Below are 22838 nucleotides of genomic sequence, written 5' to 3'. Positions count from 1 at the left end.
TCAGCGTGCTCCTCTACCCTGACAGATATTAGGAGGAGGACACTGCCGAACGCAGTGCATCCACGCGGTTCAGACGCTCCCAGGTGAATTCCGGCTCGGTACGACCGAAGTGGCCGTGAGCTGCGGTCTTCTTGTAAATCGGGCGGCGCAAATCCAGTTCGTTAATGATTGCCAGCGGGCGCAGGTCGAAGACCTCATGCACAGCCTTCTCAATCTTGATCGGGTCGACCTTCTCGGTGCCGAAGGTTTCAACATACAGACCGACCGGCGATGCCTGGCCGATAGCGTACGCAACCTGAACCTCGGCGCGGTCAGCCAGACCGGCACCCACAATGTTCTTCGCAACCCAACGCATTGCGTACGCTGCGGAACGGTCCACCTTCGACGGGTCCTTACCGGAGAACGCGCCACCACCGTGACGAGCCGAACCACCGTAGGTGTCCACAATGATCTTGCGGCCGGTCAGGCCCGCGTCACCCACGGGGCCACCCTGAACGAAGCGGCCAGCGGGGTTCACAATGAACTTGGCGTTGGAGGAATCCAGCTCGACGCTGCCCAGAACCGGTGCGATAACGTGCTTCTCAATGTCCGCACGCAGGTCAGCCAGGTCGTAGCTTGCGGTGTGCTGGCTCGAAACAACGACGGTGTCCACGGAGACAGGCACGTTGTTCGAATCGTAGCCGAGGGTCACCTGAGTCTTGCCGTCGGGGCGCAGCTCGGTCAGCAGGCCGTCCTTACGGACCTTGGTCAGACGCTCAGAGAGGCGGTGTGCCAGCCAAATCGGGGCGGGCATCAGCACGTTCGTCTCGTTGGATGCGTAACCGAACATGATGCCCTGGTCGCCCGCACCCTGGCGGTCGTACTCGTCAGCAGCAATACCCTGACGGACCTCGAGGGACTCGTACACGCCGGCGTTAATGTCCGGGGACTGCTCACCAATGGAGACGGACACGCCGCAGAACTCGCCGTCGAAGCCGCGGGTAGAGGAATCGTAGCCGATACCCAAAATGGTCTCGCGCACGATGGAGGGGATTTCGACGTAGCTGGAGGTGGTCACCTCACCAGCAACATGCACCTGACCGGTGGTCACCATGGTCTCCACAGCAACGTTCGCTGCGGGGTCCTGGGCGATGATGCCGTCAAGGATGGCGTCAGAAATCTGGTCACAAATCTTATCGGGGTGGCCTTCAGTCACCGACTCGCTGGTGAATAGGCGCAGATGGTTATTACTCACGGTTTCCACTCTACTGGTTGAGGGCGCGCGAAGATAGCGCGCTCGTAATGATGACGGTTTCCTTCAATTATGACACGTTTGTTAAGCGCCATTACGAGGCGGAGTGCTGCGTTCACACCCCGGGCGGGCCTTCACTCAGCGCCAGCAGGCACTTAGGCCAGCGCCAGCCAGAGGATTAGGTCAGCGCCGCCAGAATCTTCTGAGCCAACGCCGGACCAATACCCGGCACCGCCGTCAGCTCCTCGGCGCTCGCCTGCTTCATCTGAGCCACCGACCCGAAGTGCTTAATCAGCGCGGAACGCTTCACCTCGCCCAGACCGGGCACCTCATCCAGGGCGGAGGCGACCATCGCCTTACCACGCTTGGAACGGTGGAAGGTGATAGCGAAACGGTGCGCCTCATCGCGGATGCGCTGCACCAGGTACAGCGCCTGCGAGGTGCGCGGCAGCACGACCGGGTAGTCGTCGTCCGGCAGCCACAGTTCCTCCAGGCGCTTAGCGATGCCGGCAACGTACACGTCCGTAATGCCCAGGTCGCTCAGCGCGGCGGATGCGGCAGCCACCTGCGGCGGACCGCCGTCCACGAGCACCAGGTTCGGCGGGTAGGCAAACTTCGCAGGCTCGGGCGTGGAGGCGTCAATCTCGCCGGAGTGCACGGGCGCAGCTTCACGTTCCGCCTGCTGCGCCAGGTGCCTCTTGAAGCGGCGCGTAATGACGTCGTACATGCTGGCGGTATCGTCACGCGCGGCGTCGCCGGTAATGCTGTAGGTGCGGTAGGCGTTCTTCGCGGGCATGCCGTCCTCAAAGACGACCATGGACGCGACCACGTTCGTGCCCTGCACATGCGAAATGTCGTAGCACTCGATGCGCAGCAACGGGTCCGGTAGCTCCAGCGCCTCCTGCAGCTCCACGAGGGAGGCGCTGCGGGTGGTCAAATCACCGGCACGGCGGCTCTTGTGCAGGGTCAGCGACTGGCGCGCATTCTCGGCGACCGTCTTCATAAGCTCTGCCTTGTCGCCGCGCTGCGGAACGCTAATCTCCACGGGCCCGCCGCGCACCTCCGCCAGCCAGGACGCCAGCTGCTCCTTATTCTCGGGCTCCACCGGCACGAGCACGGAACGCGGAATATCGTAGCTGTTCAGGCTCTTCTCGGCGTCCTTCTGGGAGGCGAGGCTCGCCGCAATATCGCTGTACACCTGCGCGATCAGCTGCTCAATGAGCTGCGCATCGGTGCTGTCGTTGACCTTCTCCACGATCCAGCCGCGCTGGCCGCGGATCCTGCCGCCGCGCACGAAGAACACCTGAACGGATGCCTCCAGATTGTCCTCAGCGTAGGCGAACAGGTCGGCATCCACGGTCGCGCCAAGCACCACGGCGTTACGCTCAAACGCCTTAGTCAGTGCGGCAATATCGTCGCGAAGAATCGCGGCGCGCTCAAAGTCCATATCAGCTGCGGCGGCTTTCATTTCCGCGGTCAACTGGGCGATATGCTTCTCAGCGCCACCACCCATAAACCGGGTCAGCCCGCGCGCCAACTCGCGGTGCTCCTCGGCGCTAATCTTGCCCACGCACGGCGCCGCGCACTTATCGATATAACCGAGCAGGCACGGGCGGCCGCTATTCTTCGCGCGGTTGAACACGCCGTTCGTGCAGGTGCGCACCGGGAACACACGCAGCAGCGCATCCAGGGTTTCACGAATCGCCCACGCCTGCGAATACGGGCCAAAATAGCGCACGCCCTTACGGCGCTCGCCGCGGGTCACCATGGCGCGCGGGTACACGTCATTGACGGTAATCGCCAGGTACGGGTACGACTTATCGTCGCGGAACGCAATGTTGAAGCGCGGCGAAAACTCCTTAATCCAGGTGTATTCGAGCTGCAGCGACTCCATTTCGCTCGCCACCACGGTCCACTCCACGCTCGCCGCCGTATGCACCATTGCGTAGGTCTTCGGGCTCAGCGTCTGCGGCGACGCAAAATAGCTGTTGAGGCGGTTGCGCAGGTTCTTCGCCTTACCCACGTAGATGACGCGGCCGTCAGCATCGCGAAAACGGTAAACGCCCGGGTCGGTGGGGATTTCGCCGGGGGCGGGGCGGTAGCTGGAAGGCTCTGCCATGGGTACTTTCTCCTCGCTCTACTGGGCTTTACGGCGGTTCTCTACGGGGGTCGGCGCGGGCTTTCTGCTGGGCTGCCAGGGTCATCCCAGGCTCGCGCATACGACAAACCGCGCATCCTGCACCCATCTCCCCCCAAAGCGAGGGGGCGGTGCGTGAATGCGCGGTTTAAGTCTACGCGGTATAGGCGGGGCGTGCCCTAGCCTGCGTCACGTGCGGCTGAGGGCGAAACGTTGTACTCGTGCTTTCGTGCCTGACCGGACAGCTGAGCAATCTCATTCATGATCGTGTCGGTGGTGACGCGGCGCTGCTTGCCGGTCATCTTCTCGCCGGTCTTCTCAAAGTAGAGCGGCTTACCCACGCGAATCGTGAAGCGGCGCGGGTAAATCATGTTCGAGCCGGGCTTCTGCAGGCGGTCGGTGCCAATCAGGCCGACCGGAACCACGGGCGCGCCGGTCATGTGCGCCAGCCACGCCACACCAATCTTGCCGCGGTACAGGTAGCCGTCGCGGGAACGGGTGCCCTCGGGGTAAATGCCGAAGACCTTACCTTCCTGCAGCTTCTCCAGGGCAATGTCGAGTGCCTTGAGCGATTCGGAACGGTCGGAGCGGTTCACGGGAATGATGTCCACGGCTTCGAAGAATGCCTTCATCATCTTGCCGCGCGGGCCGGGGGTGTTCACGTACTCAGCCTTCGCGAGGAACGCCACGCGGCGCGGCATCATCGCGGAAATAATGATGGAGTCCAGGAAGGACAGGTGGTTAGAGGCGACAATCACCGGGCCGGTGGCGGGAAAGTTTTCGAGTCCGGTCACGCGGGCGCGGAAGACGGTGCGCAGGATTCCGGTGACTGCTTTCTGGGTGGATTTGTAGAGAAGCACGTGAACTCTCCTGAGGTGCCGATAGATTGCGGGCTGTGGCGGCGGTCCGCCGTGGATGCGGGGTGAGTGGCCCCTTCTGAATATACGCCGCCAAAGAGCACAAAATCTGTACTGCGGTAACCTGTGCCGCAAAAAATTTGTACTGTGTTTAGTAGCGTCGGGTTTTATTATTCCACACCCGAGTGTAGGCACGTGAGGGGTGCCGCGCTCCCCTTCCACATGCTGGGATGCGCCTCCCACCCAGGTTCCTGTAAGTGCCCCGGCGGGAGCTCGAGTAGGAGCCTGAGTAAAAGCCCCGATTGAGGGAGTCTGCGCGGCTTCCAGCCCGGCGCATCCTCCCCCATTACCGGCGGGGAGGTGGCACGGAAGCTAAGGGTTCAACCTCAACGTAATATTTCAGGTTTTCCGCCTGATGATTACTGATTTCCCCGCCAAATAGCCGTGTCACATTATGACGCTACGTCAGCAAAGTTTCGTAAATGCGCATTTAATATGCAAAAATGAGAGCAGGGTGGGCTGTCGCACCTCCCTCAAGGACGATTCACCCTGAACATAGTGAGCCGCCCCTCCAGCGGATGTGCGTCGGGACCACTCCACCTACAAATTCCACGCACACTGGAGACATACACTATGGCTACAAAACCCGTCTCGCGTGCGCAGGCAGCAAAGATTGCCCGCCGCTCAGACACGGTCGGTGCCTATGCCGGAAAAGGCTGGGTACAGGCTGTTGCGTTTGTGATGCTCCTGGGCTTCACCATTATGGCAGTCCTTGCAATGCGCACCTACGCACTCTCCATGCCGCTCCCCGATAAAATCGTCGGCAACGACGGCAAAACTATCGCAACCCAAGAACAGATCCTGCACGGTCAGGAACTGTTCCAGGGACGCGGCCTGCAGCAGTACGGATCCGTGCTCGGTCACGGTGCCTACCTCGGCCCCGACTACACTGCAGAATACCTGCGCCTGACCACCGATGCTGCCGTCAAGGAGTACCGTGAACAGGGCAAGCAGGACCCCCGCGAACTCGTCAAGAACGAGTGGCGCAAGGAGAACAAGTACGACGAGCAGACTAAGACCATCACCTGGTCCGCTGGTGAGACCAAGGGCTACCAGCTCATGCTCAAGCACTACCGTGAAACCCTCATGAAGGGTGACACCTCGCAGGGCCTGTTCCCCGACGCCATTAAGAACGACGAAGAACTGCACGACCTCGTCGCATTCTTCGGCTGGACCGCATGGGCATCGGCGGCAGACCGCCCCGACCAGCCCTACTCCTACACCAACAACTGGCCTTCCGAACCCAACGTGGACAACAAGCCCACCGCGGATCTGATGGTCTGGTCGGCACTCTCCCTGATTGCCCTCATCGGTGGTACCGGTCTGATGTTCGCCATCTACGGCCGCTGGTCCCGCGCTATCGGCTGGCACGCGGAAGAGGCACCCGTCCTCGACTTCCGTCAGCCCGACGAAGTTCGCCTGACTCCCTCGCAGAAGGCAGCCTGCCTGCTCTTCGCAACGATCCTGGTGCTGTTCCTCCTGCAGGCTCTGGTGGGTGCGCTCACCGAGCACTACCGTGAAGAACTCACCGGATTCTTCGGTATCGACATGGGCCAGTTGCTGCCCTACACGGTATCCCGAACCTGGCACCTTCAGCTCTCCCTCTTCTGGACTGCAGGCGCGTTCCTGGCGGGCGGTATCTTCATCGCCCCGCTGATTACCCGCCGCGAACCCAAGAAGCAGGGTCTGCTCACCTACGTTCTCATCGGCGCCGTGGTCTTCGTGGTCCTCGGCTCGCTGCTGAACGAATGGTTCTCTCAGAAGGGCCTCATCCCCAAGGAATTCACCGGCTTCTTCTCGCAGCAGTGGGAGTTCCTGGACCTGCCGCGATTCTTCCAGATCCTGCTCACCGCGGGTATGTTCATCTGGATTGTCATCGTCTGGCGTACCCTCTCCGCTCGCCTGAAGGGCTCGAAGAAGACCTCCCTGCCGTGGCTGTTCCTCTTCTCCGGCCTCGCCATCCCCATGTTCTACGCGGTCGGCCTGCTCGCAGGTCAGCGTACTCACGTGACCGTCGCCGAATTCTGGCGATTCTGGGTGGTTCACCTCTGGGTGGAGGACTTCCTCGAACTGTTCACCACCGTCATGGTGGCGTACATCTTCGTGCTGCTCGGTGTGGTCCGCGAGCGCATCGCAATCTCCATCATCATGATGGACGCCGTGCTCTACTCCGTCGGTGGTGTGATCGGTACTCTGCACCACACCTACTTCGTCGGTACCCCCTCCGAGCAGATGGCATTCGGTGCGTTCTTCTCGGCTGCTGAGGTTATCCCGCTGACCTTCCTGACCGTTGAGGCGTGGGGTTTCATGCAGCTGGGTGCTCGCCAGTACTCCAACCGCACCAAGCCTTTCCCGCACCGTTGGGCTGTTATGTTCCTGATTGCTGTGGGCTTCTGGAACTTCCTCGGCGCAGGTGTGTTCGGCTTCCTGATTAACCTGCCGATCGTGTCCTACTTCGAGATTGGTACGGCACTGACCGCAAACCACGCACACGCATCCATGATGGGTGTGTACGGTATGCTCGCAATCGCGTTCGCGGTGTTTGGTCTGCGCTACCTGATCCCTGAGGACAAGTGGCCTGAGAAGGGTCTGAAGTTCTCCTTCTGGACCCTGAACATTGGTCTGCTGTGGATGTCCTTCATCTCGCTGCTGCCGCTGGGTATCGCTCAGCTGTACAAGTCCGTTGGTGAGGGCTACTACGAGGCTCGTTCCTTCGCGTTCATCCACGACGGCGCTTCCGCCGTGATGGGTTGGATGCGTATGCCCGGTGACGTCATCTTCCTGGTCGGCATCATCCCGCTGATCAAGCTGGCGCTGCTGGCTCTCAAGGAGATCTTCTCCAAGAACGCTAAGGAAACCGTCCTTGAGCTGCCCGAGCCCCCGCTGTACGAGGTGGTTGAGGACGCTCGCATCGCAGAGTTCGCCGGCACTAAGGCTGCCGAGGAACTGCCCGAGCAGACCAGCCCCTACCGTAGCGATCGTCGAGGCTAACCATGCCTGAGCAGATTGCTGGAGTTTCTTTCCTCGTGTGGCTGGCCTGCGTGTACGCGCTCGGCCTGGTCGCCGTGGGTTGGGGCTTCGATATTCTCGCCAAGCGCACCAGCCAGCGCATGGTGGCGGCGCGAACCTTCGGGTTCACCTACCACCAAGAGAGCGACGCGTGGCTCTGCCCCGAAGACCAGTGGCTGTGGGCGACCGCATTCGACTCGGATAACCGAGTGATGCGTTACCGCGCCAAGCCCAGCGTGTGCAACACCTGCCCGATTAAGGACAGCTGCACCGTCTCGGCGAACGGCCGCGAGCTCACCCGCGAAGTGGATGAATGGCCCTACTCCGAGTCGGGTCGTTTCCACCGCGGACTGGCGGTTGCTGTCTCGCTGCTGGGTGTGGTCATCCTGATTGGTGCCGCCATCGTCTGGCACTCCCCGCTGGAGCTTCTGGTGGAGGGTGCCGCCGCGGTGGTCTGCCTGTCGCTGACCTACCCGCTGGCTGTGAAGCTCATGCGTTCCCCCGCGAACTTCGAGAACGATCCGAAGCATATTCACGCATCCACCGCTGACGAATCGGTGAACGTGAAGATGGACCGTTTCGCGGCGAAGTGGGGTGGCGTGTCGAATGAGCGTAAGCGCCGTACCGAGCAGACCCGCAAGCAGATGATTGCGGATGCAACCCTGCCGGTTCGTACCTCTGCCCTCGACCCGGACCGCCCCGCATGGAGCGGCACCGGCACCTCGGTTAAGCGACTGCACAAGACCACGAACGAGGTCCTGCAGGAGCAGAACCTGGCTGAGGTTGAGACTGCTGAAAAGCTGGCAGAGCAGATGGCGAAGAAGTAGCGCTGCACAAGTTTTTCCGTTCCGGCGGCTGACCGGCTGGCTGGTCCCGTCTGTTAGCTTCGGCGGCTACCCCGTGTGGAATTCTCTTTTGTTCCTCTTTTGAGTTTTCCATGCGGGGTGCCGCTAAAGCACCGACCGCCGCGATGTACGCCGGGACGGAAAATTCCCCTCCCTAAACTCCCCCACACGCAGCCCGGTTACCGGGCACCCCCTACTACCTGCACCGTACGAGGCGCGGGCAGGTGGGCACACATACCGTCCTCCCCCAATATTTGTGAAGGAAAACCATGGATCCCGTCACTTTGGCAACTATCCTCATCCCAGTTGCCGTCATTGTTCTTTTTATTCTGATTCGTATGTTCCGCGTCATCCCCGAATACGAGCGTGGCATCTCTTTCCGCTTCGGCCACCTGCGTTCGGAGCTGAAGCCCGGCCTGAACGTCGTCTTCCCCCTCGTTGACTCCCTGCAGCGCGTTGATATGCGTGTTATCACCCTGACCATTCCCCCGCAGGAAGTCATCACCAAGGACAACGTTCCCGCCCGCGTGAACGCCGTGGTCCTCTTCCGCGTGACCAACGCCAAGAACGCGGTGCTTGAGGTTGAGAACTACCCGATTGCCACCAGCCAGATCGCGCAGACCACCCTGCGTTCCCTGCTCGGCCGCGTTGACTTGGACACCCTGCTCGCACACCGCGAGGACCTGAACGAGGACCTGCGTTCCATCATCGGTTCGCGCACCGAGCCGTGGGGTATTCAGGTGGAGCTCGTTGAAATCAAGGACGTTGAGATTCCCGAGGCTATGCAGCGCGCCATGGCTCGCGAGGCTGAGGCTGAGCGTGAGCGCCGCGCAAAGATCATTTCGGCACGCGGTGAGCTGGAGGCCTCCAGCGAGCTGAAGGAAGCATCCGACATTCTGAGCCAGTCCCCCGCTTCCCTGCAGCTGCGTTACCTGCAGACCCTGCTGGAGCTGGGTGCCGACCAGAACTCGACCGTGGTCTTCCCGCTGCCCATGGACGTCATTGGTCCGCTCGTGGGTGCGCTCAAGGGCGAGAGCAAGTAGACTGTAGACCTTGCACCTTCTGAGGCACCTACGTGCCTATCACAAAAACCTCGAGTACCATAGGTGCTCGAGGTTTTTGCATGCCCGGATCTTTTTTCACCACCGAGGACCACGATGACTACCCGCTTTGCACTTTTTCTTTCCAGGATTCCAACTCCGCACCGCCACGGGCGGATTATGGCGCTTCTCTTAGCATCCCTGGGTGGAGCGGTAGATGTTTTCTCTCATATTCATTACAAAGCTTTGGTTGCCACTCAGACCGGTAATTTTATCCTTCTCATTGCTGATATGAGTCACAGTTCGCAGCACGCTATTCACCTGCGTTGGCTCTCAGTGATTTTCTTTAGCCTGGGGTACCTGGGCGGTCATCTTCTGCACGATCTTTTGGGGCAGAGGGCACACCTGAAACACTGGCGCATTTTTACTCTGGTGCCCTTCCTCCTCGTCTGTTTTGTGACTCCTCTGATTCATCGGGTGAGCGAGCACGGGGTCCAGGTGGGGGCGTTAGCGTTCACTATTGGCATGCTCATTCATGCACTTGCAGACACGCGTATTGGTGAGAACCCATTTTCCCTGTTTATGACCAGCGGAAATTGGCGCAAAATGTTAAGCGCATGGTACATGGCCGGCGCCATCTATACCCGTGCTATAGCTAATGCTTGCAGCACCCGGAGGGAGCGTGTTGATAGAAGGCGTGTTGAGGCTCGTCACCCGTCAGCGGATACTTCCCCCGCCCTGCCTGAGGACGAAGGACGCCGCACCCGCAGACGTGCTCTGATGACGGCTTTAGATTACTCCCTGGTGGTCGGGGGATTTGTCGCCGGTGTGATTGCGATGGCTCTCCTAGATCAGCTGGTGGGTAGTATCTCTCTGTGGTTTGCCGGGTGTTTGGCAGCTGGAGCGTTCTGGCTGGGGTTCCGGACCGAGAAAAATGAAGATGCGGAGAATGAAGCTGAGGCTCAGAGCTCAGCTCAATAAATCAGAACTAGGTTCGGCAGGTCAGAACTAAACCCGGCAACTCAGAGCTAGCCCTACTCCCCTTCCCTGATGTACTAGCCTGACGCACTAGCTGCGGCGGCTGATTCGCAATGGTTAGACATATAGAAATATCCCGTGCAGATGAGAGTATCTGCACGGGATATTTCTATGCCGAACATTCTTCGCGAACGCTAGAAGGAAGGCGTTTGGCCCGCCGCGGGGGTTGGATGAGGTGGTTGCGACGGGCCAAACTGGTCGGTTACACGCCGTAGAGGTGCGGGCGCGGCAGGTACATCAGCCAGTTGGGTGAGGGCCGGAATCCTGCCGCAAACGGTTTTCACCGACGCCTTAAGCATAACCGGCACAACCCCCGAACCAGCGGTAGCTTGAGTGAAGCATCAATCACCCATCTCACGCCATGCCGGGACGGTATTCAGCCCAAAAACCGGCACCTAAAGCACCTGCGAGCTGGCTGCGGTGCACCCCCTCACGCAATGCCCGCCAGCTAGCGCAGAGCTAGTCATCTAGCGCAGCGCCCGTCAGCTAGCGCAGAGCTAGTCTTCTAACGCAATGCTCGGTGCGCCTGGTCAAAGAACTCACGCTCGTACACGCACGCCGACAGGTACGCCCGCGCCGCACGCACACGCTGAGCCGGTGAAGCCGCCTCAAAAGCACGCTCAACCTCCGCAAGGCTACGCGCCACATCCGCAGCGAACTCCTCGCCACCGTACAGGCTCAGCCACTCCGCGTACGGGTGGTCCGCGTGGTTCTGCGAGGAGAGCACGGCACCGACTTCTTCATAGAGCCAGTAACAGGGCAAGATAGCGGCAGCGCCGACCACATAGTCCTCACCAGCTGTGAAGGCACGCAGGAAGTTCGTGTACCCCATGGTAATCGGCGAAGGACCGCCCAGGCGCGCACGGTTCGCCAACCAGCCCTCGTGCAGCTGCGATTCGGCGGCAATCGCCTCATGCGCGCCAGCCGCCCAGTGCACCTGCGCCTCAGCGGTATCGGCACGCGCCGAGAGAGTCGCGAGCGCACGCGAATAATCGCGCAGGTAGAGGGCGTCCTGGTCCAGGTAGAAGGCGAACAGATCCTCGTCGAGGGTGCCGTCACCGAGGGCACGCACGAAGGGCAGGTCCAGGATCTGGTGCCAGGTTTCGCCACCGGCTGCCCAGAGGGCGGCGGTCCAGGGACCGGCGGGCTTTACGACAGCTTCACCGGCGGGCACGGGGCTGACCGGCAGCAGACGCTCCGGGCTGGTGCCGTCCAGAGTATTGCCCTCAGAGTCGGTGGTGGCGAGCAGGTGATGCCACGGGTACGCGGAGGCGGCAGCCTCCAGGCGGCGGGCACGGGCGGCGTGGTCCACCGGACCGTGGCCCTCACCGGAGCCGACCTGCAGCCCGGCACCTGCGGCAATGGCTTCGTGGAGCCAGCGGGTGCTCCACTGCAGGGCGCGGTGGGTGTCTTCGCTGGTCAGAACGCTCTGCTCTGCGGTGTGTTCTGCAGCTTCGGTGTGCTGGAGCAGTTCCACGCCCAGGCGGGTTGCCAGCGAAGAGGACAGGGAGCATCCGGTGCCGTGCGTATTACGGCTGTCCAGACGCGGGGTGCGCACGTGCGCGCAGGTGCCGTCCGGGAAGACCGCGGTGTTACCGGCGTCCTGACCACACAGGTGGCCGCCCTTCACAATCACGGTAGTTCCGGTCGCCGCCGCAAGGTTCGCCGCCTGCTCGTGCGCCTCATCGAAAGTCTGAGCGGGCTCCTTCTCACAGAGCACGGCAAGCTCCGGAATGTTCGGGGTAATCACATTCACGAGCGGCACGAGATCGCGCAGCGCCTGCTCCGCTTCCGCCTGCAGCAAGCGGTCACCGCTAGAAGCAATCATGACCGGGTCGAGCACAACCACGGGCACCGGATGCTCGCTCAGCCAGGTGCGGACGGTGCGGATCGTGTCTGCGTCGCCGAGCATGCCGATTTTCACGGCGTCAACCGTGACGTCATCAAAAACGGCGGCAAGCTGCGCGGTCAAAAATTCCAGGGGCGGGGTGAACACTTCACGAACCCCGCACGTGTTCTGGGCGACCAGTGAGGTGGTCACACACATGCCGTAACCGCCGGATGCGGCAATGGACTTGAGGTCCGCCTGGATACCTGCACCGCCGGAGGGGTCGGTTCCCGCAATGGAGAGAACCCTCGGCACCCGAGCTGTCTGGGGTACCCCGGATGCTCCGGAGGCGCTCGCGCCGGGTGCAGGGTTGGAGAGGGTCGAGGGGTTGGAGGTGGGTGCGCACGAGGGCGCGGTAGGCTGCTCTGCCATGATCGATAATCCCTTCGCTAGTTCGAACTAGAGCAGGTTCAATGGGTGATTCTCTCAGCCTTGAGTGTTATTACGCCGTTTCGTGCGCCCGCTGTGCTGTAGCTCTTCGCTGTGCCGTAGCCCTTCGTTGGGCGGTCAGTTGGGCGGGTTAGCGGGTCGCGGGCGTCTCAAGGCACCCCATATCGCTCTGCCAGGTTATCACAATGATTCTCCGTAGCTAAAAGTTCTGCGGGTAACAAGTGAATCTCTCCGAAATTTTCGTTTGAGTCTTGCACTCTTGCGAGTGCTCCCGCCGCCGATTTCAGTGCACCCTTGTACGGAAACCACCCGTTAAACACGTAGTGCTCGGCACCGCTTCACACGGTACCGGGCACTATCAGCCGGGCACTATCAGCCGGGTTTAGGTCAGGGCGAAAATCTCTGCCGGTGAACCCTCCGCAATGATCCTACCCTCGTGCAGCAGGACCGCGCGGTCAGCCAGCGAGGCGATACGCGCATCGTGCGAAATGATCAGCACCGCACGGTTCGCCAGCACGGCGCTCAGGGACTCGGTTGCGTCCGCGAGCTCCAGCTGGGTGGTGGACTCGTCCAGAATCACGGCGTGCGGGTCAGCAAGCACAATACGTGCCAGCGCCAGCTGCTGAATCTGGTCGCGGGTCAGCGGCGAATCCGCGCCGCTCACGACAGTATCCATGCCCTGCGGCAGGTCGCGCCACCAGCGGGCACCGATAGCGTCCAGTGCCTCGCCCATCTGCTCGACGGTTGCATCCGGCACGACCACCGTAAAGTTATCGGCGAGAGTACCGAAGAAGACGTGCGCTTCCTGGGTGCAGACCAGCAGGCGCGGGCGGCCATCGGCGGCGGCATCGGTCGGGAAGTCGCCGTGACCGACCGGGCGGCCCATCACGGTGATGGTGCCTTCCAGGGCGGTCAGCGAACCACCAATCAGACGCGCCAGGGTGGTCTTACCCGAACCGGAACGACCCACCAGGGCGAGCGCCTCGCCGCGGCGAATCTTCAGGTTGATGCCTTCCAGAACGAGGGCGTCCGGCGAGTAGCCGTAGGAGACGTCGATGCAGTCAATGGCGTACTGCGGGTCCTTCACGGCTTCATCCGAGACGGCGGCGAACGCTTCAGCGCGGTGCTGTGCACGCGCCTCACGCTGCTTCTTCGCCAAGGACACCACACCGAACACGCGGCCCATGTTCACGAGCATGATGCGCAGGCTACTGACGTGGTGGTTCAGCATGTCGGCAAGGGTTCGCAGGCTGAAAACCATGACCGAGGCGGTCGCTACGGCGCCCCAGGAAGCCCAGCCGAGAGCCACGCAGGCGGCGCCCCAGAGCATGCACAGAACCGTCGGGATCCAGGCGTTAATAGCGTCCACGGTGAAGTACAGCTGGCGGATGCGCACCATGCCCAACTGCGCGGCAAACTGGCGCTTGTTCTCACCGGCGAAGGCGTCTTCGCGGGCGGTGTGAACGCCCAGCTCACGGATCGTGGAGGTGCCGCGAATGTTCTCGGTCAGCACACTGTTGAGGTCACTCACGCGCTCCTGGGCGGTCTGGTTGCGTGCCGCCATGAGCGGCAGCATCTTCGACATGATGAGGGCAAGACCGGCAATCATGGGTAGCATGATCAGACCCATTGCCGGGCTCACGAACGCCAGGGAGAGCGTGGAGATAATGAAGTACAGCACCACGTAAATCGCGCCGAGCAGGTCCTCACTGACGGACTTCGCCGCCGAGGAGAGGTCGTCGGTCACGCGGGTGAGCAGGTCACCGCTGCCGGCTTCTTCCACGGTGCGTGCGTCCAGGTCGAGGGTGCCGTCGAGGGTGTCCTGGTTGGCGTCACGGGTGACGAGCGCACCCAGTCGCGCCGCACTGTACGAGGAGACCATGAGGGTTATCGCCTGCACGATGAACGCCGCCAGGATAATCAGAATCGGCTGCCACGGGTAGCTGGAGAACTTGCCCGCCACCACGTCGTCCACGGTGGCACCAATCTGCAGGGGCACCACCGCACCCATGAGGGTGCTGACCATGTAGATGACGAAGGTGTAGAGGGCTCGCCCCTTATGCGCTGCGAGGTAGTTCCACATGCGGCGTGCCACGTAGGCGGGGCTTTCGATGGGGAGCTGCTTTGCCATGCTAGTTCACCTCCTGATTCTGAGTGGTTGCGGGGGTTTCTGCCTGAGCGACGGGGTAGCCGTCGCGTTCCATGCGGCGGGTCGTCTCCGCGGTCGTGGAGATAATGTAGACCTGTTCCAAATCCTGCAGCAGGCCGGGGTAGCCGACGGGCAGGCGGTCGCTACCGACCTGGGTTTCCATCGCATCGTAGATGTAGCGCTGGCTGGGTTCGTCCACGGAGTTCAGCGGCTCGGTCAGAATCAGCACCTGCGCATCCTGTGCGAGTGCGCGGGCGAGTGCCAGACGCTGACGCTGACCACCGGAGAGGTTCGCGCCTTCGCTGGTGATGCGGGCGGCGAAGTAGTCTTCGGGGTTGCGTCCGCCCAGTCGGTAGGCGATTTCGCGGGAGTCGGTAATCTTCAGCAGTTCCTCATCCTTTGCCTGTGCTAGCTCCTCGTCGAGGTTCGGCACGGTGCCCAGGCGCAGGTGCTCCTGCAGGGTTCCGGCGAAAATCATGGGGTTGGGTTCGCTCAGCAACACGCGGCGGCCGGTTGCGTCTTTGAGGTCCTCTCCCCCACGTCGCAGGGTGCGGGCGAGCGCCTCGGCGTAGTCCTGCGCGGTGAGGTTGTAGTCGCGCGGGTTGACGTACACGATGCGCGGGTTGCTTGCACCGGCGGGGGCGACGGGTACGGGCACCTCGAGGGTGCTCGCCTCGACTGCCTGTTCGGCGCGTGCCAGCTGCGCCATTTCCTCGTCGGTGCGCGGGCTCTTCAGCACGCCCTGTCGTACGCCCGCGTGACCTTCGAGGCGGGCAACCTTGGCGAGCGCAATCTTGGCGTATCGCCATGCGGTGAGGAAGTTCTGGGTAATCCAGATGGGGCCGCCCATCATCGCGATAATGGAGGCGACGGTCACCAGGGACGCGGCGGGGGTGTCGGATACCCAGCGGCCGTTTTCGACGTGGCCGGTGAGGGCGAAGCCGATGCCGAGCAGGGTCACGGCGCCGCCGAGCAGCGCGCGGATGAGGTACATCCAGCGGTGCGTCTTTTCATAGCGCATGTAGCTGTCGAAGACTTCGTCGGTGCCGCGGTGGTAGCGTTCACGCATCTGCTCTTCGGCGCCGAGACCGGCGATGGTGCGCAGACCGGTGGCGATGTCGGAGGCGCGTGAGGAGGCTTCGCCGTCCTTTTCGCGGTATTCGCCGATCTTGGATTCGAGGAAGGACGAGTACCAGGCAATCACGCCGACCACGATGAGCGTACCGATGAGGGTGACAATCGCGGTGACGGGGTTGATGAGCCAGAGCTGCACGGCACCGAGGATCGCGATGATCATGGCGTTGACGAATAGCGGCAACGAGAAGTAGACATCCGTAATGCGGCGTACGTCTTTGTTCATGACGGTGACCGCTTCGCCGGAGTCTACGCCAGCGCGGGTGCGCCCCATGAGCCGGTTGATGTAGATACGCCAGTCGCGGCTAAGTTCCGCGCTGAGGGTCATGGAGGTGCCCCAGCCGAAGAACTCGTTGATCACGATGAAGGTGATGGCTGCGACTACTACCCAGAACATGGGCCAGGCATCGGGGGCTTTGCCGGCGATGTGCTGGTTGATGAATTGGCCCACCATGACGGGAATCAGGATTGCGCCGGTACCCGCGGTGGTTTCACCCAGGACGGGGATTGCCCAGCGGTGCCAGGGGTATTTGTATCCGGGTGCGGTGACTCGCAGGGCGAGGCGCTTTTTGAGGGCTTCCTCTTCTGCCTTGCGCTGTTCGCTACCGGTTACTTCCTGTGCAGCTTTTTTCTGCGCAGTTTTCTTCTGAGCGGCTTTTTCCTGCGTGGTTTTGTTATGCATGGATTCTTCATGCGTAGCTTCTTCACGCGCGGCGTTTTCTTGTGCCTTGTCAGCGTTGTATTCAGTCATTCAACGTCTCTCCTTTCTCTTACCCTATTCCTTTATCAATGTGGCACGCAACACTATTTGCACCATAGATGGGCGTGTCGTCATTTATGCAACGTATTTTGGAGTTTGTATCAGCCGCTCAACATGCACCGACATCAATCGGCGGATTCTGCATCTACGCGGTAATCTATGCGGCTTGGAGGCCTACGTTTTCGACCTTCTGAGCACCAGGTTTTTGCACCACTGCACTTTTAGTGCTTTGTTCTACACTACACGAATTTGGGGAATTCCCGCGTTAGCGCGGCACCGCGCCTCCCGAACGCCCTATAAACGCCCCGCGAAGGAACCGCAACCACCCTGCAAAGATGCAGTGAACACCCCGCAAGCACTCCGCGAGTACCCTGTTGTTCCCTCGTAACGATAACGCCCCCGCGCCCGCGCTATTCCCGATAGACTGGAATCCTCATGAGTATTTTGAATTTTCTTTCTTCCACGCTGGGCGAGAATCCCGGCGACTACAATCGACGCGATTTTAAGGGCAACCCCCTCACCGCCGAAGAAATCTATGATTCCTTCACCGAGTGGATTTCGACCCGCGGCATGACCCTGTACCCCGCCCAGGACGAGGCCGTTCTGAGCATTGCCGCCGGACATAACGTGGTGCTGGCAACCCCGACCGGTTCCGGTAAGTCCACTGTGGCTGTTGCCGCGCATTTTACGGGCCTGGCGACCGGTCAGCGCTCCTACTACACCGCCCCCATTAAGGCGCTGGTGTCTGAGAAGTTCTTTGACCTGATTAATATTTTTGGTGCCGAAAACGTGGGCATGATTACCGGCGACTCCGCCATTAATACGGAGGCGCCCATTATCTGCTGCACCGCGGAAATTCTCGCCAATATTGCCCTGCGCGAGGGCAAGGATGCGGACCTCTGCCAGGTCATTATGGACGAGTTCCACTTCTACTCCGACCCGCAGCGCGGCTGGGCGTGGCAGCTTCCCCTGTTGGAGCTTCCGCAGGCGCAGTTCCTGCTGATGAGCGCGACCCTGGGCGATACGACTCGCTTCCAGGAGGAGATGACGGCACTGACCGGCCGCGAGAGCGACCTGGTGGCGCACTCTGAGCGTCCCATTCCGCTGCATTTCTACTACTCCACCACCCCGGTTCAGGAGACGGTGCAGGAGCTCGTGCAGACCAAGCAGACTCCGGTCTACATTGTGCACTTCTCGCAGAAGGCGGCGCTGGAGCAGGCGAACGCGCTGCTGTCGGTGGCTATTGCTTCGAAGGAAGATAAGGAACGCATCGCGGAGCTGATTGCGAAGTTCCGTTTCGGTCCGGGCTTCGGTAAGGCGCTGAATAAGCTGGTGCGTGCCGGTATCGGTATTCACCACGCGGGTATGCTGCCCAAGTACCGCCGCCTCGTGGAGCAGCTGGCTCAGGAGGGTCTGCTCAAGGTGATTTGCGGTACCGACACCCTGGGTGTGGGTATTAACGTGCCGATCCGTACCGTGCTGATTACGGCGCTGTCGAAGTTTGACGGTGCCCGTAGCCGCCGTCTGCGTGCCCGCGAGTTCCACCAGATCGCTGGACGCGCCGGCCGCGCCGGTTTTGATACCGCCGGCACCGTGGTGGTTCAGGCACCCGAGCACGATATTGAGAACGCTCGCCTGCTGGCTAAGGCTCAGGCGAAGTTCGGTGACGACACCAAGCGCATTAACCAGTCGCTGTCCTCCAAGCGTAAGAAGGCGCCGGAAGGGTTCGTTGGCTGGTCTGAGAAGACCTTCGACCAGCTGGTAGAGGCCGCCCCGGAGCCGCTGACCTCCTCCTTCGACATCACCCACTCGATGCTGCTGAACCTGATGCACCGCCCGGAGAACCCGGTCATTGCCGCGTACCGCATCATTCAGGAGAACCACGAGAGCCCCGCGCGCCGCCGCGAGCTGCTGCGCAAGGCAATCGGCATCTACAAGGAGCTTCTGACCGGCGGCGTGATTGAGCGAACCAACACCCCGGACGAGCACGGCTCCTACCTGCGCCTGACCGAGGACCTGCAGGATAACTTTGCCTTGAACCAGCCGCTGTCCGCTTTTGCGGTCGCCGCGCTGGAACTGCTCGACCCCGAATCGCCCAGCTACGCGCTAGACGCGCTCTCCCTCATCGAGGCGACCCTAGATTCGCCGAACCAGGTGCTGTACGCGCAGGAACGCAAGGCGAAGAACGAACTGTCGGCACAGTTGAAGGCGGACGGTGTGGACTACACCGAACGCATGAACGAGCTGGACAAGGTCACCTACCCGCAGCCCCTGGCGGAGCTCATCGATCAGGCGTACACGACCTACAAGCAGTCCGCGCCGTGGGTGGCACGTTTTGAGCCGCGCCCCAAGTCAATCGTGCGTGACATGTACGAACGCGCGATGGGCTTCAACGACTTCGTGCAGTACTACTCGCTCGAACGTGCCGAGGGCGTGCTCCTGCGTTACCTCTCTGACGCATACAAGGCGCTGCGCCACACCATCCCCGATTCTGCCGTGACCGACGAGCTCGACGACATCATCGAGTGGCTCGGCGAGCTGGTACGCCAGACCGACTCCTCCCTGGTGGACGAATGGGAGAAGCTGGCTGCCGGCGAAGACACCGCGACCATTGCGGCCGAGCACGCCTCCATCGAGGAGGAAGAGCCTCCCGCCGTGACGCAGAACCTGCGTGCCTTCCGCGTGATGGTGCGCAACGCCCTCTTCCGCCGTGTGGAGCTCTTCGCTGACGAGCGTGACCGCGCCCTGGGCGCCCTGGACGAGTGGTGCGGCTGGGATGCCGACCGCTGGGCGGACGCCATGGACGACTACTTCGACACCTACGACGATATCTACACGGACGCCGACGCGCGCTCGCCTCGCCTGGTCAGCATGGATGAGGACACCGCCGCTCACCCGGGCGTGTGGAAGGTTCAGCAGAGCTTCGCCGACCCCGAAGATAACTTTGACTTCGGTATTCGTGCCGAGGTTGATTTGGCGGCCTCCGATGAGGCGGGCTACCCGGTGCTGAAGATTCTGAGCGTGGGCGAGTTCTAAGGCTCCAATTGAGACTCCGCCCGAGGCTCTGCCCAGATGTTGCCCGTAGTGGGCTAGAATACAGAGTATCTATCTATTTGAATGAAAGAAGGTTCACCGTTGACCGTTTCTTCGCTTCCCAAGGTTGAGTACCGTAAGGGTTCGGTCGTCAAGCACGACGGCTACGAGATTACCGACCACTGGTTCCAGGTTCCCCTGACCCACGGTCTGATTTTCTCCAAGGGCAAGGATGCCGCTCTCTCCTCCCGTTTCGCGGACCAGACCATCACCGTGTTCGCCCGCGAGGTTGTGAGCACCAACGAGACTCTGACCGTTTCGGCTGATAAGCGTCCTTACATTGTGTACCTGCAGGGCGGCCCCGGTTTCGGTTCGCCGAAGACCGGCTCCATTGGCGGCTGGATTGCTGAGCTGGCGAAGACTCACCGCGTGGTTCTTCTGGATCAGCGCGGTACCGGCATGTCTTCCCCGCTGTCTGCCCGCAACATCACCGCTGTGGGTGACCCGCAGGTTCAGGCTGAGTACACTGAGCTGTTCCGTGCGGACTCCATCATCGCTGACGCGGAGGCTGTCCGCGAGGTGCTGCTGGCTGACCGTGCCGACAAGCGCTGGTCCACCATTGGTCAGTCCTTCGGTGGCTTCCTGACCCTCTCGTACCTGTCCTTCGCTCCGCAGTCCCTGCGCGATTCGCGCATCACCGCGGGCCTGGCGCCGATTCGTACCTCCGTGGACAACGTCTACCAGCACACCTTCGACCGCATGAAGGAACGTGTTGAGGAGTACTACAGCTGGTTCCCCGAGGACGCTGAGCTCGCTACCCGCATTGCTGAGCACCTGCGCACCCACAAGGAGTACCTGCCCACCGGTGAGCGTCTGACCGATCACCGCTTCCAGATGGCTGGTCACTTCCTGGGTGGCCGCTGGCGCGAGCGCGGCCTGCACTACTTCCTGGAGACCGCTTTCGCTGAGGGTAACGACCACCTCTCCGATCAGTTCCTGACCGCCATGGGTGCCGAGGTGACCTTCCAGGCGAACCCGCTGTACGCCCTGATGCACGAGACCATTTACGCTGACGGCCCCGCTGACGGCGTTCTGCCCGGCATCCCCGGCTACGAGCTGTCCCCCTCCCCCGCGCCGACCAACTGGTCTGCTGCTCGTGTGGCGGCTTCCCGCCCCGAGTTCGCACCGGATGCGGACCGTCTACTCTTCACCGGCGAGCACATCTTCCCCTGGTACTACGAGGAGGATCCCTCGCTACGTCCGCTGGCTGAGGTTGCGAACCTGCTGGCTGAGAAGAAGGACTGGGGTCGCCTGTACGACCACGCACAGCTGCACAAGAACGAGGTTCCCGTGGTGGCTGCGGCGTACAACCCGGACGTGTACGTGGACTTTGAGCACTCCATGGAGACCGCTCGCTGGGTCGGCAACACTCAGGTGTGGACCTCGAAGACCCACCACCACGACGGTTTCGGTTCTGACTCGCTGACCATTCTGGGTCACCTGAAGAACATGCTGGCTGAGGTTCACAACCAGTAATTCTTCTGAAATATCTCTGATATAGCTAAAGCCCCTCACTCCGGTTGATCCGGTGTGAGGGGCTTTAGTGTTAGCGCCAGCCTGGTGAGGCTGCACGCTCAGTAACTACTTGGAGGAAGAGTGCGCATCCTGTGCGGTGCGGGCACGCATCACGAGGGCATGGTATTCGTCTTCCTTCTCGATCAGCTCGTCACGCAGCTTGGCGGGAATGGCGTTGAGCTTCTCGGTTTCCTTCTGCCAGCGGGCGGTGATGTCCGCACGCTCGGCGGCAGGTGCATCCTCGGGCAGTGCCAGGTACTTCTCGGAGAGCGCCTGAACACGCTGAATGGTCTGCAGCGCGCGGCCCTTGGGGCTGAGCAGCGAGGCAAGCACGGTAATGATCAGAACGCCCACGATGACCATCAGCGACATTTCGGTGCTGATTTCGACCACGTGCACGGGCTCGCCGTGGTTGATGAACGGCAGGTTGTTCTCGTGCATTGCGTGCAGGATGAGCTTCACGCCAATGAACGCGAGGATGGTCGCCAGGCCGTAGGAGAGGTAGACGAGGCGGTCCAGCAGGCCGTCAATGAGGAAGTACAGCTGGCGCAGACCCATGAGGGAGAACGCGGTCGCGGTGAACACAATGTAGACGGACTGGGTGAGGCCGAAGATCGCGGGGATCGAGTCGAGTGCGAAGAGCAGGTCGGAACCGGCGATAGCGACCATGACGAGCATCATGGGGGTCATGACGCGCTTGCCATTTTCGATGGTGAAGAGCTTGTCGCCGTCGAAGTGGTCGCTGGTCTTCAGGTACTTCTTGGCGAGGCGGACCATGATGTTGTCTGCTTCGTCGTCGCCGTCGCCTTCGGTGATTTCGTCCTTGAGCAGGTTACCTGCGGTCATGAGCAGGACCAGGCCGAAGATGTAGAACACCCAGGCGAAGGAGTTGATGATCGCTGCGCCGGCGAAGATGAAGGTGCCGCGCGCCAGGATCGCGAAGACGATGCCGAAGAGCAGGACCTTCTGCTGATTCTCACGGGCGACACGGAAGGTGCCCATAATAATCATGAAGACGAAGAGGTTATCGACCGAGAGAGCTTCTTCGGTGATGTAGCCTGCATAGAATTCGGTGGCGGCGGAGGGGCCGTTCGTCACGAAAATATACAGACCGAACAGCAGCGCGATGCCGATGTAAATACTCGACCAGATGGCCGCTTCCTTGACGGAAGGTTCGTGCGCCTTACGAACGTGGAACACGAAGTCGAAGGCCAACAGACCCGCGATGATGAGAATAGTAACCAACCATTGCAACCCGGTAACTTCCATGGGGAGCCTTTCTTGTGGTGTGCGTACAGGACCACAAGTCTCTCCCGCCGGCCTAAATGGAGGTCGGCTCGATTCACCGGTTAGGCGCCTTCGGCTAACGTGCTGACGATGAGTCGATTGGTGGGATACTCCCTTGCTCGGTGAACGATTATACAGCAGGTTGAGGTTTTCGCACAGGAGCCCCTCCGGGAGGACTTTCAGGAGCTAGGTGCACCGAAACGCCGCATCCGGCGGGGTTATCCCGTCGGATGCGGTGTTCTGGGTGATGAATACGCGCTGTCTAGTTGGGGGTCTAGCTGGCGACGCTATGAGTTTGACAACATGTAGAGCGGCACGGTGTAGATCGGCACCGCACAGATCAACACCGCGCAGCAAGCCCACATCAAAGTAGCCCTCCCCGTGAACTATTACGGGGAGGGCTAC

At 61.3% G+C, this 22838-nt stretch carries 13 protein-coding genes and 1 riboswitch; of the genes, 6 read left to right on the top strand and 7 right to left on the bottom strand.

The annotated features are described in order from the left end of the window. Window positions 1-28: 28 nt before the first annotated feature. From metK to HMPREF2842_RS05585, 3 genes are all read right to left on the bottom strand, one after another. A complete protein-coding gene (metK, locus tag HMPREF2842_RS05595; RefSeq protein ID WP_070643212.1) occupies window positions 29-1234 on the bottom strand; it encodes a methionine adenosyltransferase in 1206 nt (401 codons plus the stop codon). A gap of 175 nt (window positions 1235-1409) precedes the next feature. Beyond that, window positions 1410-3350, bottom strand: coding sequence for an excinuclease ABC subunit UvrC (uvrC, locus tag HMPREF2842_RS05590; protein ID WP_070643210.1), 1941 nt, complete (start codon window positions 3348-3350; stop codon window positions 1410-1412). A gap of 197 nt (window positions 3351-3547) precedes the next feature. Then, on the bottom strand, window positions 3548-4228 hold the full coding sequence (locus HMPREF2842_RS05585) for a lysophospholipid acyltransferase family protein (protein ID WP_049359481.1): 681 nt from the start codon (window positions 4226-4228) through the stop codon (window positions 3548-3550). 630 nt (window positions 4229-4858) lie between these two features. Between HMPREF2842_RS05585 and HMPREF2842_RS05580 the strand changes: the two genes are divergently transcribed. From HMPREF2842_RS05580 to HMPREF2842_RS05565, 4 genes are all read left to right on the top strand, one after another. Further along, window positions 4859-7276, top strand: coding sequence for a nitric-oxide reductase large subunit (locus HMPREF2842_RS05580; RefSeq protein ID WP_070643208.1), 2418 nt, complete (start codon window positions 4859-4861; stop codon window positions 7274-7276). Window positions 7277-7278: 2 nt separating this feature from the next. Beyond that, entirely contained in the window at window positions 7279-8121 is an 843-nt protein-coding gene (locus HMPREF2842_RS05575) for a transposase (protein WP_070643206.1), read from the top strand. 287 nt (window positions 8122-8408) lie between these two features. Then, a complete protein-coding gene (locus tag HMPREF2842_RS05570; RefSeq protein WP_005506196.1) occupies window positions 8409-9182 on the top strand; it encodes a slipin family protein in 774 nt (257 codons plus the stop codon). A 114-nt stretch (window positions 9183-9296) separates the two neighbouring features. Continuing rightward, window positions 9297-10160: a YoaK family protein gene (locus HMPREF2842_RS05565; RefSeq protein ID WP_083309214.1), complete on the top strand. Its 864-nt coding sequence runs from the start codon at window positions 9297-9299 to the stop codon at window positions 10158-10160. A gap of 562 nt (window positions 10161-10722) precedes the next feature. On the opposite strand, the gene HMPREF2842_RS05560 is transcribed toward HMPREF2842_RS05565, so the two are convergent. The 3 genes from HMPREF2842_RS05560 to HMPREF2842_RS05550 form a co-directional block, all read right to left on the bottom strand. After that, window positions 10723-12477 (bottom strand): bifunctional hydroxymethylpyrimidine kinase/phosphomethylpyrimidine kinase, encoded by a 1755-nt coding sequence (locus tag HMPREF2842_RS05560; RefSeq protein ID WP_246823202.1) that lies wholly within the window; start codon window positions 12475-12477, stop codon window positions 10723-10725. Next, window positions 12469-12667: riboswitch (TPP riboswitch) on the bottom strand. (Overlaps the previous gene by 9 nt.) A gap of 210 nt (window positions 12668-12877) precedes the next feature. Continuing rightward, window positions 12878-14626 (bottom strand): ABC transporter ATP-binding protein, encoded by a 1749-nt coding sequence (locus HMPREF2842_RS05555; protein WP_070643201.1) that lies wholly within the window; start codon window positions 14624-14626, stop codon window positions 12878-12880. A 1-nt stretch (window position 14627) separates the two neighbouring features. Continuing rightward, window positions 14628-16529 carry an ABC transporter transmembrane domain-containing protein gene (locus tag HMPREF2842_RS05550; RefSeq protein ID WP_070643197.1) on the bottom strand — a complete coding sequence of 634 codons (1902 nt, stop codon included), beginning with the start codon at window positions 16527-16529 and terminating at the stop codon, window positions 14628-14630. 444 nt (window positions 16530-16973) lie between these two features. Here HMPREF2842_RS05550 and HMPREF2842_RS05545 point away from each other — a divergent pair, with 444 nt between their 5' ends. Continuing rightward, complete coding sequence (locus tag HMPREF2842_RS05545; RefSeq protein WP_070643194.1) at window positions 16974-19574, top strand: DEAD/DEAH box helicase; 2601 nt, start codon at window positions 16974-16976, stop codon at window positions 19572-19574. Window positions 19575-19655: 81 nt separating this feature from the next. Beyond that, a complete protein-coding gene (locus HMPREF2842_RS05540; protein ID WP_049346461.1) occupies window positions 19656-21107 on the top strand; it encodes an alpha/beta fold hydrolase in 1452 nt (483 codons plus the stop codon). 105 nt (window positions 21108-21212) lie between these two features. Here HMPREF2842_RS05540 and HMPREF2842_RS05535 read toward each other — a convergent pair whose 3' ends face one another. After that, window positions 21213-22415: a TerC family protein gene (locus HMPREF2842_RS05535; RefSeq protein WP_049346459.1), complete on the bottom strand. Its 1203-nt coding sequence runs from the start codon at window positions 22413-22415 to the stop codon at window positions 21213-21215. Window positions 22416-22838 lie beyond the last annotated feature (423 nt).

The organism is Rothia sp. HMSC069C10, from assembly GCF_001812205.1.
In the GTDB taxonomy this organism is placed as follows: Bacteria; Actinomycetota; Actinomycetes; order Actinomycetales; family Micrococcaceae; genus Rothia; species Rothia mucilaginosa.
This window is presented reverse-complemented; position numbering and strand designations above follow the sequence as displayed.

Excerpts from the sequence above, each read along its gene's own strand:
- HMPREF2842_RS05540 (WP_049346461.1), top strand. The coding sequence starts at position 19,656 with ATGAAAGAAGGTTCACCGTTGACCGTTTCTTCGCTTCCCAAGGTTGAG.
- HMPREF2842_RS05555 (WP_070643201.1), bottom strand. The coding sequence starts at position 14,626 with ATGGCAAAGCAGCTCCCCATCGAAAGCCCCGCCTACGTGGCACGCCGC.
- HMPREF2842_RS05580 (WP_070643208.1), top strand. The coding sequence starts at position 4,859 with ATGGCTACAAAACCCGTCTCGCGTGCGCAGGCAGCAAAGATTGCCCGC.
- HMPREF2842_RS05550 (WP_070643197.1), bottom strand. The coding sequence starts at position 16,529 with ATGACTGAATACAACGCTGACAAGGCACAAGAAAACGCCGCGCGTGAA.
- HMPREF2842_RS05575 (WP_070643206.1), top strand. The coding sequence starts at position 7,279 with ATGCCTGAGCAGATTGCTGGAGTTTCTTTCCTCGTGTGGCTGGCCTGC.
- HMPREF2842_RS05565 (WP_083309214.1), top strand. The coding sequence starts at position 9,297 with ATGACTACCCGCTTTGCACTTTTTCTTTCCAGGATTCCAACTCCGCAC.
- uvrC (WP_070643210.1), bottom strand. The coding sequence starts at position 3,350 with ATGGCAGAGCCTTCCAGCTACCGCCCCGCCCCCGGCGAAATCCCCACC.
- HMPREF2842_RS05535 (WP_049346459.1), bottom strand. The coding sequence starts at position 22,415 with ATGGAAGTTACCGGGTTGCAATGGTTGGTTACTATTCTCATCATCGCG.
- HMPREF2842_RS05570 (WP_005506196.1), top strand. The coding sequence starts at position 8,409 with ATGGATCCCGTCACTTTGGCAACTATCCTCATCCCAGTTGCCGTCATT.
- HMPREF2842_RS05560 (WP_246823202.1), bottom strand. The coding sequence starts at position 12,477 with ATGGCAGAGCAGCCTACCGCGCCCTCGTGCGCACCCACCTCCAACCCC.
- HMPREF2842_RS05545 (WP_070643194.1), top strand. The coding sequence starts at position 16,974 with ATGAGTATTTTGAATTTTCTTTCTTCCACGCTGGGCGAGAATCCCGGC.